The organism is Flavobacterium fructosi, from assembly GCF_042787335.1.
GTDB lineage: Bacteria > Bacteroidota > Bacteroidia > Flavobacteriales > Flavobacteriaceae > Flavobacterium > Flavobacterium fructosi.
The window spans coordinates 49,089-60,935 of record NZ_JBHZQA010000009.1 but is presented as its reverse complement, the minus strand read 5'-3'; the positions used below and the strand labels follow the sequence as shown (position 1 = coordinate 60,935).

At 34.2% G+C, this 11,847-nt stretch carries 10 protein-coding genes; 3 read left to right on the top strand and 7 right to left on the bottom strand.

The window, feature by feature from the left end; all coding sequences use genetic code 11:
- Nucleotides 1-52: 52 nt before the first annotated feature.
- Nucleotides 53-1,141 carry a methylmalonyl Co-A mutase-associated GTPase MeaB gene (gene meaB / locus ACFX5D_RS13050; protein WP_379858633.1) on the bottom strand — a complete coding sequence of 363 codons (1,089 nt, stop codon included), beginning with the start codon at nucleotides 1,139-1,141 and terminating at the stop codon, nucleotides 53-55.
- A 206-nt stretch (nucleotides 1,142-1,347) separates the two neighbouring features.
- Here meaB and ACFX5D_RS13045 point away from each other — a divergent pair, with 206 nt between their 5' ends.
- From ACFX5D_RS13045 to ACFX5D_RS13035, 3 genes are all read left to right on the top strand, one after another.
- Nucleotides 1,348-2,259 (top strand): AEC family transporter, encoded by a 912-nt coding sequence (locus ACFX5D_RS13045; protein ID WP_379858632.1) that lies wholly within the window; start codon nucleotides 1,348-1,350, stop codon nucleotides 2,257-2,259.
- Between the two features lie 53 nt (nucleotides 2,260-2,312).
- Nucleotides 2,313-3,530 (top strand): MFS transporter, encoded by a 1,218-nt coding sequence (locus ACFX5D_RS13040; protein ID WP_379858631.1) that lies wholly within the window; start codon nucleotides 2,313-2,315, stop codon nucleotides 3,528-3,530.
- A 188-nt stretch (nucleotides 3,531-3,718) separates the two neighbouring features.
- On the top strand, nucleotides 3,719-4,357 hold the full coding sequence (locus ACFX5D_RS13035; RefSeq protein WP_379858630.1) for a peroxiredoxin: 639 nt from the start codon (nucleotides 3,719-3,721) through the stop codon (nucleotides 4,355-4,357).
- Between the two features lie 92 nt (nucleotides 4,358-4,449).
- On the opposite strand, the gene ACFX5D_RS13030 is transcribed toward ACFX5D_RS13035, so the two are convergent.
- The 6 genes from ACFX5D_RS13030 to ACFX5D_RS13005 all read right to left on the bottom strand — a co-directional run bounded on the left by ACFX5D_RS13030 (nucleotide 4,450) and on the right by ACFX5D_RS13005 (nucleotide 11,805).
- Entirely contained in the window at nucleotides 4,450-5,331 is an 882-nt protein-coding gene (locus ACFX5D_RS13030) for a DMT family transporter (protein ID WP_379858629.1), read from the bottom strand.
- 3 nt (nucleotides 5,332-5,334) lie between these two features.
- Nucleotides 5,335-5,916: a GDP-mannose pyrophosphatase NudK gene (gene nudK / locus ACFX5D_RS13025; RefSeq protein WP_379858628.1), complete on the bottom strand. Its 582-nt coding sequence runs from the start codon at nucleotides 5,914-5,916 to the stop codon at nucleotides 5,335-5,337.
- Between the two features lie 62 nt (nucleotides 5,917-5,978).
- On the bottom strand, nucleotides 5,979-7,250 hold the full coding sequence (locus ACFX5D_RS13020) for an adenylosuccinate synthase (RefSeq protein WP_379858627.1): 1,272 nt from the start codon (nucleotides 7,248-7,250) through the stop codon (nucleotides 5,979-5,981).
- Nucleotides 7,251-7,294: 44 nt separating this feature from the next.
- A complete protein-coding gene (locus ACFX5D_RS13015; protein WP_073210514.1) occupies nucleotides 7,295-7,765 on the bottom strand; it encodes a Fur family transcriptional regulator in 471 nt (156 codons plus the stop codon).
- 156 nt (nucleotides 7,766-7,921) lie between these two features.
- Complete coding sequence (locus tag ACFX5D_RS13010) at nucleotides 7,922-10,147, bottom strand: RelA/SpoT family protein (protein WP_379858626.1); 2,226 nt, start codon at nucleotides 10,145-10,147, stop codon at nucleotides 7,922-7,924.
- 77 nt (nucleotides 10,148-10,224) lie between these two features.
- A complete protein-coding gene (locus tag ACFX5D_RS13005; protein ID WP_379858625.1) occupies nucleotides 10,225-11,805 on the bottom strand; it encodes a serine hydrolase in 1,581 nt (526 codons plus the stop codon).
- Nucleotides 11,806-11,847 lie beyond the last annotated feature (42 nt).

Genomic DNA, 11,847 nt, shown 5'->3' with positions numbered 1-11,847 from the left:
ATTTTTATCAATTGTCATACAACTCGCAAAATCGGAACTTATAGATTGTTTTTTATTTTTTAAAATACATTTTCAATAAGAAGCTTGCGGCTGCAAAGGGTGAGATTTCATCATTTTGCACCGATTTTTTCGTTGAATCCAATAATTTTTGAATTTCAGGATGATTGTAAAAATTCAATTTCAATTGTTCGTCGATGGTTTCTAACATCCAATACTGGTTTTGTTCTTTGCGTTTTTCAAACAAGGAATTGTTACCTTTTGTCAGTTCAAGAAATTGCTCAATGGTTTTCCAAACTTCAGGGATACCCTCATGAGTAATGGCGCTACAGGTAGAAGTAGTTGGTATCCATTCGGATTTTTTGGCCGGGAAAAGATGTAGTGCCCGGTTGAATTCCATTTTAGCAAATTGGGCTTTTTTGATGTTGTCACCATCTGCTTTGTTGATAACAATTGCATCGGCCATTTCCATAATTCCGCGTTTAATGCCTTGCAATTCATCGCCAGCACCAGAAATTTTTAAAAGTAAAAAGAAGTCTACCATACTGTGAACAGCAGTTTCACTCTGACCAACTCCCACAGTTTCAATAATAATCGTATCAAAACCACCAGCTTCACAAAGCGTAATCGTTTCCCGGGTTTTTCGCGCCACACCGCCCAAAGTGGCTCCCGAAGCCGAAGGGCGTATGTACGCATTTTTATCTTTTACCAGTTCCTCCATTCTGGTTTTATCGCCTAAAATGCTTCCGTGCGAAATCGTACTGCTGGGATCAACAGCAAGAACTGCCACTTTTTTTCCTAAACCAGTTAAATATTTTCCAAAAGCTTCAATAAACGTACTCTTCCCAACGCCGGGAACACCGGTAATTCCTATTCGCACTGATTTGTTGGCATGAGGTAAACAGGCATTGATTACCTCATTGGCTTTTACCAAATGGCTAACATTCGTGCTTTCCACCAAAGTAATCGCACGACTCAAAGAAGTTATGTTTTCTGCTAAAATTCCTTCAACTAATTCTATTGATGAAGGTTGTACTTTTCTAAATTGCTGAATATTTTTCACGGCAGCAGAACTAATCATTTCCGGAGGGGAAATTCCAGCTTTTTCGTGTAAAGCACTTGGATGGGTTTTTTTATTTGGCAAAGCATATTATTTGAAAAGTAAAAGTAATGAAAATTACTTGTTTCTACAGTATTAATACTTTTGGGAGATTATAAACCAGAGTGTAAAAGCTTTATAAAAATAAAGGTATTTTACAAATCTGTGTTATTTTTTTATTGAAATTTTAAATACAATGTTCTTTTTTCTTAAAGCAATTTTAATAGTATTTTTGTGGTCAATTAAATACTATGTACAATTTCATTATAATTTTCGTTTTTTTATTGCTTGGAATCGTATTGAAAAAGGTAAAATGGGTACCATCCAATAGTCATAAGGTCATTAACAACATTGTGATTTATATTTGCCTTCCTGCTTTAGCTTTATATTACATACCTAAAATAGAATGGAGCAGTGAATTGTTATTTCCTATAAGTGTTGCATGGATTGGGTTTATTGTTTCCTACTTTTTTTTTAGTTTTTTGGGGAACAAACTGGGTTGGTCTAAAAAACTAACGGGATGTTTGATTATAACTGCCGGTTTGGGAAATACTTCGTTTTTAGGATTTCCCATAATTCAAGCTTTGTATGGAGAAGAAGGTTTGAAAACGGCAATTTTAGTAGATCAGCCTGGCTCTTTTGTAGTGCTCTCTACTTTAGGAATTCTGATTGCGACATTATATTCTACAGGAAGTCCAAACGGTCTTCATATTGCAAAGAAAATTATTTTTTTTCCCCCATTTATTACTTTTTTAGTGGCTTGTTTAATGAATATCTTCGATTTTGATTTCCACCATTATATTCAGTTTGGTTTGCAAAAAGTAGGTAGTTTGATGACCCCTTTGGCAATGCTTTCCGTAGGATTGCAATTGCGGTTTGATAAGAGAAGCCAGCATTGGAAATTTTTGGGGTTGGGACTTTTGTATAAATTAATATTGACTCCAGGTCTCATATATTTACTGTATGTCGTAATTTTGCAGCAGCATTCAAAAACAATTCAGGTTGCCATCATGGAGTCTGCAATGGCTCCTATGATAACAGCTAGTATTTTAGCATCCTCTCATGGTTTAAAACCCAGATTAAGTAGCATGATGATTGGTTTTGGAATACCATTATCGTTTATCACGTTGGTATTTTGGTATTTTGTGGTACAGTTTATTTAATTTGTCCAAATCAATTTTTTACGATTTATTGTTAATATTATTTTAATTAGAATATGAATATTTCCTCAGTGGCTGCAACAAAAACAATCCAAGCGCCTTTAGTCCAAAAAACAGTTTACTCTATATTGTTTTCTATTGCTTTTGCCCATTTGTTAAATGATTTGATGCAATCCGTTATTCCTTCGACTTATCCCATACTAAAAGAAAATTTTAATCTTAGTTTCACTCAAATCGGATTGATAACATTCGTTTTTCAACTGACAGCTTCTATTTTGCAACCTTTTATTGGACTTTATACTGATAAATATCCAAAGCCCTATTCTTTAGTAATCGCGATGTTATTTACCATTACGGGATTGGGATTTTTATCGATTTCGACTTCTTTCTGGATGTTATTGGTTTCCGTTGCATTTGTAGGAATTGGATCATCCATATTTCATCCGGAAGCGTCTCGTGTTGCATATTTAGGGTCAGGCGGAAAGCGTGGTTTGGCGCAATCTATTTTTCAATTGGGAGGGAATTCAGGCAGCGCTATTGGTCCTTTGTTAGTCGCATTAGTTGTAGCTCCTTTTGGACAATCGAATATAATATGGTTTGTGACAGTGGGTATTTTAGGAATTATTATTTTGTCCCGAATTGCGCTGTGGTATCAAAATCATCTGAATTTAAGAGCTTCAAAAAAAATAGTTGCTGAAGATGTTGTGGTCCCATTGTCCAAAAGAAAAATTAATTTATCAATCGCAGTTTTATTGCTGTTAATATTTTCGAAATTTTTCTATATGGCCAGTATGTCCAGCTATTTCACTTTTTATTTGATGCATAAATTTGGATTGACCATACAGGAATCTCAATTTCATTTGTTTATTTTCCTGGCTTCCGTAGCAGCGGGAACACTAATCGGAGGCCCTTTAGGAGACCGTTTTGGAAGGAAATATATCATTTGGATTTCCATACTTGGCGCAGCACCATTTACGCTGCTATTGCCTTATGCTAATCTATTTTGGACCGGAGCATTATCGGTTATTATAGGAATAATTATTGCTTCGGCATTTTCAGCAATTTTGGTTTTTGCACAAGAATTAATGCCTGGAAAAGTGGGAATGATTTCGGGATTGTTTTTTGGTTTTGCTTTTGGTATGGGCGGTTTAGGGTCGGCAATTTTGGGTTACGTTGCGGATCAAACGAGTATTGAATATGTCTATAAATTAAGTTCTTTTCTACCACTGATTGGCATTTTTACTTATTTCTTGCCCAATATAAAAAAGAAATGATGTTTTTTTATAGTAGCTTTTTTATGGCTATCAAGGTAGGGATTTTGTTCTAAGTTGTTTTTGGAACTTAGAACAATCATCAGCTACCTATTGTTAATTTTTTAATACAACTTTAAGATTTTTTTTGATTTTTATCACTCGTAATTCAATAACTTAGATTGTGAATAATCAATAAAAAAGAAATTATTATGGCATCATTACGATTAGGCGATATTGCTCCAGATTTTGAAGCAGAAACAACGCAAGGAAAAATAAAATTTCACGATTGGCTGGGCGATTCTTGGGGTATTTTATTCTCGCATCCCGCAGATTTTACTCCAGTTTGTACCACTGAATTAGGGACAGTGGCAAACTATTATCCTGAATTTGAAAAAAGAAATGTAAAAGTTATTGCGTTAAGTGTTGACGGATTAGATTCTCACATGGAGTGGATTAAAGACATCAATGAAACGCAGAATACAGTAGTCAATTTTCCTATTATTGCAGACGAGGATAAGCATATAGCAGAATTGTATGATATGATTCATCCCAATGCGAATGAAAGTTTTACAGTGCGTTCTGTTTTTATAATAGGGCCTGACAAAAAAATAAAATTAATGTTAACTTACCCAGCATCAACCGGCCGAAATTTTGATGAATTGCTACGTGTTATTGATAGCTTGCAATTGACCGCGAATTATAGCGTAGCAACACCGGCAAACTGGATAGATGGAGAGCGAGTGGTAATTTCGACAGCGATAAAAGACGAAGATATTGCAGCTAAATTTCCAAAAGGGTACGAGAGAGTGAAACCTTATTTAAGAATGACACCACAACCTAACAAATAGTCATTTTGTAGAATAATTATTTTGGTATAAAAAAGATGCAATGAAAAAATCTTCATTGCACCTTTTTTATTTCTATTATAGCTTAAAACTCGTTACGTCCTATTGGTTATCAATAAACCGGTAATGATGATTCCCATACTTATAATCTGAGTAATTACTATGGCTTGACCCAGAAAAAAATAGGCCAAAATTCCACTGAACACTGGAATTAAATAATAAATTAATGCTGTTTTTGAAGTGCCTATCAACCGGATTGCTTCATTCCACAAATAATAAGAAACTAGCGAAGCAAATATCCCAACATAGCTAGTCGTTAATACTGTTTTAGCATCGAAAATCACTTTTTTATAAAACAAATGCTCCCAAATATAAAAAGGGAATAGGAAAATGGTGCCAATAACAAAAATACTAAATAAAAATACTTTTGGGTTTAGTTCATTTGGCTTTTGTCGTACTAATATAGTGTAGTAGGCAAAAAAGAAACAGGCCACTAGCATCAATAAATCTCCAATTGTAAAGTTGATATGAAACAAGGCTTGCAGAGAACCTTTGGTAATGAGAACAAAAACGCCTGTGATTATAATTGCAATTCCCACTATCTTTATATTTGAAACTTTTTCTTTAAAAATGATTCTGGAGAGGACAACAATGAACAACGGAATTGAAATGGCAATTAATGATAAATTGACAGCACTTGTTGTTTTTCCTGCAAAGTAAATCAGAGTATTAAAAATAGTGACGCCCAACAATGCGGTAAGCATAAGATACCGAATGTTCTTTTTGATAATCCTCCAATTCTCAATTGAATTTTTAATGGCAAATGGAGCCAAAACGATGCAAGCGATTGTCCAGCGGCAAAAAGCCAATCCAACAGGAGGAATGTGACCTTTAATACCGCTAGCGATTACCATATTCACGGACCAAAGTAAAGTGGCTAGTAAAGCAAATAATGCTCCTTTAGTTTGATTGTTCATTTATTAAACGAGATTTTTTATTTTCGCGTACTGCAGCAACATAATTGTCTTGGCATCTATTATTTCTCCGGATTCAATCATAGCATAGGCCTCGTCATAGTTCATTTCCATGACATCGATATTCTCTTCTTCATGTGCAACTCCTCCACCATCACTAACTTTCATTGATTCATCGTATTCTCCAACAAATAAATATAAAATTTCGGTTACGGCACCAGGAGACATATACGTTTCCATGATTTTAGCGACTTTTGTAAGGCGGTAGCCAGTTTCTTCTTCGGTTTCTCGAATAACGCATTGCTCTGGATGGTCTTCGTCCAAAAGTCCTGCGCAAACCTCAATCATCATTCCTGATTTATTTCCGTTGAGATAAGTTGGTAAACGAAATTGACGTGTTAGAATAACGGTTTTTTGCTTGGTGTTGTATAGTAAAATGGCCGCGCCGTTGCCTCTGTCATAAACTTCTCTTTTTTGGGTAATCCACGAATCATCTTTTTTTTGATAATCAAAAGTTACTTTGTTTAAAATATACCAGTTATCAGAAAGTAATTCGGTTTTTTGGATTTTTATTTTTGGGTTGTTCATGCGTTTTTTTTTAATTTATAAACTAAAAAAAACGCTCTGAATTTTCAGAGCGTTTAAAAATCTTATTTAAGAATAGTTTGCTTTCTGTCTGGTCCTACAGAAACTATTTTGATCGGAACTTCAACTTCTTTTTCAATGAATTCAATATACTCTTTCAATTCAATTGGTAATTCATCATAAGTTGTCATACCAGTCAAATCAGCTTTCCATCCTTTGAAATCTTGGTAAACCGGAGTTACATTTTCTGGCTCGATGTTGTATGGGAAATGAGAAATATTTACTCCTTTATAATTGTATTCCGTACATACTTTTAAAGTTTCAAATCCAGAAAGTACATCACCTTTCATCATCATTAATTGTGTAACACCATTTATTTGAACGGCATATTTAAGTGCCACTAAATCTAACCATCCACAACGTCTTTGTCTTCCTGTAACAGAACCAAATTCGTTTCCTACACGTGCCATAGTTGCACCATCTTCGTCAAAAAGTTCTGTTGGGAATGGACCACTTCCTACGCGTGTCACATATGCTTTGAAAATACCGTAAACTTCTTTTATTTTATTAGGAGCAATTCCTAAGCCAGTACAAGCACCTGCAGCTGTGGTGTTTGATGAAGTTACAAATGGATAAGTTCCAAAATCAACATCTAGTAATGAACCTTGGGCTCCTTCACATAATATTGATTTACCAGCTTTTTGAGCCTGGTTTAAATATTCTTCACTATCAATAAAGTCTAGTTTTTTTATTTCTTCAATAGCTTCAAAAAATTCTTTTTCTAATTCTTCTAAATTGTATTGAATAGCAACATCGTAGAATTTAATCATAGCTTCATGCTTGTCAGCCAAAGCTCTGTAACGTTCTTTAAAATCTTCTAATTCAATATCTCCTACACGAATTCCGTTTCTTCCGGTTTTATCCATATAAGTTGGACCAATTCCTTTTAATGTAGAACCAATTTTTGCTTTTCCTTTAGACGCTTCCGAAGCTGCATCTAACAAGCGGTGTGTAGGTAAAATTAGATGCGCTTTTCTTGAAATGATTAATTTACTTTTTATGTCTAAATTAAATTTTTCAAGACCTTCAATTTCTTTTTGAAAAACTACAGGATCTATTACAACTCCATTTCCAATAATGTTTATGGCAGTTTTATGAAAGATACCAGAAGGAATAGTTCTTAGAACATGTTTTATTCCGTCAAATTCCAAAGTGTGTCCTGCGTTAGGTCCGCCTTGAAAACGAGCAATAATATCGTAATTTGAAGTAAGAACATCAACAATTTTTCCTTTTCCTTCATCTCCCCATTGTAATCCTAGTAATAAATCTACCGTCATTCTGTATGTTATTTGTAGTTAATTTTTATATCAAAGACATCTAATTAGCTGTCTAAATTGTCTTTTTGTCTTTTTATTCCATATAGATATAAGGAATGATTGGTGATCTCAATATCGAATATTTCTTCGATTGTTTTCTTAATACTTTGAATTCTTGGATCACAAAATTCAATAACTTCTCCGGTATCGGTCATAATAATATGATCGTGTTGTTTATCAAAATACGATTTTTCGTAATGTGCCTGATTTTGTCCAAATTGGTGTTTACGCACTAAAGCACAATCTAATAACAATTCGATTGTATTGTAAAGCGTAGCCCTGCTGACACGATAGTTTTTATTTTTCATTTTAATATATAGATTCTCTACATCAAAATGTTCTTCGCTATCGTAAATTTCCTGAAGGATAGCGTAACGTTCGGGAGTTTTGCGATGTCCTTTTTTTTCAAGATACATTGTAAATACATTTTTTACAATTTCTTGGTTTTTAGTATTATCTGTGGAAATGAGTGTCATATGCTGGCAAAGATAATTTTTTATTTTTTAAAGTTTAAAGTTTAAAGTTTAAAAAATCAAATAGTTTAAAATGGACTGATTTGATTTTTCGTTATATTTTAGGTTGTTATAGCTATAATACAACGGTAAACTATAAAACTGAAACCGTAAACTTTCTTATGTTTTGTAAACTCGGGTTACTTTATCGATACCGTCAATTTTCTTGATGTTGCTAATCATCTTTTTTAAAATGGTATTATTTTGAACGATAACAGTCACTTGACCATGAAAGATTCCTGCATCAGTACTCAAAGAAATGCTCTGGATATTTACATGCATATTATTTGAAATCACTTTCGTTAATTGGTTTGTTAGCCCCAGTATATCCATTCCGGTAATGTTTATTATTGCTTTGAATTCTTCCTGCGAAGAGTCAATCCATTTGGCAGTCATAATTCGATAAGCATAATTAGACTGCATCCCGATAGCATTTGGACAATCTTTTTTGTGTATTTTAATTCCTTCATTTATCGTTACAAAACCAAAAACATCATCGCCCGGAATAGGATTGCAACAAGGCGATAATTTATAGTCCAATTTGTCATGTTCCTTACCAAAAACAAGCAAATCATAATTGCTGCTTATAACAGGCTTATGAATATCTTCATCAGCTGTGCTACTTGCAGAACGTTTTATTTTATTTTTAAAAAAATTTATAAACGTGTTGCTTTTTTGCGCAGCATAGTCTTTTAGCTGTTGGTTTTCTATAGCGCCAATTCCTACACGATAAAATAAATCTAAACTTGTTTTTAATTTAAAAAAATTAACTAATTCATTGACAACTGATTCGTTTAAAGTTATTTTTAGATGTTTTAATTTTCGAGTCAGCAGTTCTTTTCCTTCTTCGCCAATTTTCTTCGTATTTTCGTTTAGAACGTTTTTTATTTTGGTTTTAGCTCTTGAAGTAGTTACATAATCTAACCAGTTGATTGTTGGTTTTTGATGTTGCGAAGTAATAACTTCAATTTGATCACCGCTTTTTAATTCGAAGTTCAAAGGAACTAATTTACCATTTACACGCGTCCCTCGGGTGCGAATTCCTATTTCCGAGTGGATACTGAAAGCAAAATCAAGCGAAGTAGCGCCCTTTGGCAATGATTTAATTTCTCCTTTTGGAGTAAAGACGAATATTTCCTTTGAATACAAATTCATTTTGAAATCTTCTACAAAATCCACTGCGTTAGTCTCCGAATTTTCTAAGGCTTCTTTTAGTAAATTAAGCCATACATCCAGACCGCTTTCTTCCGTCGCACCATTTTTATATTTGTAATGTGCAGCATATCCTTTTTCGGCAATTTCATCCATGCGTTCGCTGCGAACCTGAACTTCAACCCAGCGGCCTTTAGGACCCATTACCGTGATGTGTAAGGCTTCATATCCCGTAGATTTTGGCGATGAAATCCAATCGCGTAAACGACTCGGGCTAGGTCTGTAATGGTCTGTTACGATTGAGTATATTTTCCAGGCCAGAAATTTTTCATCATTCAGATTACTTGATTTGTAAACGATACGAAGGGCAAATTTATCATAAACTTCATCAAAGCTTACGTTTTGGGCTTTCATCTTTCTACGAATCGAGTAGATGGATTTCGGACGTCCTTTAATTACATAGTCAATTTTTTCAGCATCCAACGATTCTTTAAGGACTGTAGAGATGTCTTTGATGTACTCATCCTGTTCTTCCTTGGTTTCTTTTATTTTACTTACAATTTCGTTGTAAATTGCTGGTTCGGTATATTTTAAGCCTAAATCTTCTAATTTAGTTTTAATATTGTATAAACCCAATCGATGGGCAAGAGGTGCATAAATGTATAAAGTTTCTGATGCAATTTTGGTCTGTTTGTCTTCTTGCATCGAATCCATTGTTTGCATATTGTGCAAACGATCCGCTAATTTTATAAGAATTACGCGTACGTCATCATTAAGGGTCAATATCATTTTGCGGAAATTCTCGGCTTGTAATGACGCATTCAAATCTCTCTGAACTAAGGATATTTTAGTCAAACCTTCAACAAGTTGTGCGATTTTTGGATTAAACAAACGTTCAATATCTTGCACTGTCATTAGTGTATCCTCGACAACATCGTGTAACAATGCGGCCGCAATAGAGGTAGCTCCCAACCCAATTTCTGATGCTACAATTTTTGCAACAGCAATAGGATGAAAGATATACGCTTCGCCAGATTTTCTTCGTTGGTCTTTATGGGCATCTACTGAAACATCAAAAGCCTTACGGATCAGTTTTTTATCTTCATCACTTAAGGTTTGATAACTAATCCGAAGTAACTCTTTATATTCTTGAGCAATCGCTTTATTTTCTTTTTCTAAATCTATTTCTATCATAACGGCATGGGTTCAATTTCTAAAAATAAATATAAGTTAGGAGATATACAAGGATTATTTGTTTTTTGATTTTAGGTTTAATTACCGGAAATAGTATTTTTAGGGATATTATTTTCTGCTCTTTTGAAATCCAAATCCTGAAAATCATAACTAAAATCGGTCAACTCGGAGATTGGTTTCATTTTTATACCAACTGCTTTGCCAGTTGGATCAAATTCAAAAAACAAATGGGCATCAGCATGAAAATAGGCATTGTTCCACTTCACCACATAATTGTCTTTTTTATAGAAAAAAACTTCTCCGGTTAGTTGAGGGGAACGTTTTGATGCAAAATATAATTTGCCTTTCTTTTCTGAAATGATGATTTCGCCAAACCAATTGTCCTTGAAAGTTCCCTTGAGCGTATTGAAATCTATTTTGATTTTATCAATTTTATTTTTTGCAACAGCAGCCCAAACTTCATCGGTAACTTTATCAGCAGTCTCTTCATTTGCTTTTAATTTATTACTGTAAATAGTTACATAATCCTCAGACTTAATTCCCAAATAACTATCTTTTATTGTATTGGTAATAGCATTAAACGCTGCTCCGGATTGCTGGTTTGTCAATACGATTATGCCTAATTGTAACTCTGGTATCAAGGTCACTTGAGTAACAATTCCTTCTAATCCGCCAGTATGTGTTACTTGTTTATATCCTTTTACATCACTCAAAAACCAGCCTAAACCATAACCGCTAAAATGGGTATTGTAAGGTGCTCTGGTAGTTACAGGAATTATAGTTTGCATTTGCCACATTTGATTGTGTTCGCTCTCAGAGAATAATTGCTTGTTTTCAGTGCCGTATTTTCCGCTATTCATTTGCATGATGGTCCATTTGCTTAAATCATTAATACTGGAATAAATTCCGGCGGCCGCATCAAATAGTTGATTTTGGTAACGCTTGATTACCTTAAGCTTTCCGTCAATAGGAACGTGAGGAGCTATAATATTTGTGGTGTCTTTTAATCGTAAAAAGGAGGCCGCACTTTGATTCATTTCTAATGGTTTCATGATGCGTTCTTCTATGAAATCACACCACTTTTGGCCACTTACTTTAGCAACAACTTCGCCGGCAACAATATACAATAAGTTATCATAATCGTATTTGGTTCTAAAGGCTGAAACCGGTTTCAAATATTGCAAATTTTGCACAATATCTTGTGCTGTAAAATTACTTCCGTCGGGCCAAATCATTAAATCCCCTGCTCCAAGACCGAGTCCGCTTCTATGCGTCAATAAATCCCGAATGGTGAATTCTTGGGTTACATAATCATTATACATTTTGAAATTTGGAAGGTAGCTGATTACTTTATCGTCCCATTTTACTTTTCCTTCATCAACAAGCATTGCTAAGGCAGCACTGGTAAAAGCTTTGCTGTTGGATGCGATTCCAAAAAGGGTATTCGCATCGACTTTTTCTTTTGTCTGAATTGATTTTACGCCATATCCTTGCGCGTGAATTATTTTTCCATCTTTTACAATAGCAACTGCAATTCCCGGAACATTGAAGGCGGTTAAGGTACGATTCACTAATTCATCAACTTGGGATGAACTGATTTGGGAGAAAGAAAGAGTAGTTGAAATTAATGCTATCGCAACGAATAATTTATTTTTCATAGTTTTTTATTTAATAAACTTTGTTTTTTCAAGATGAAATTT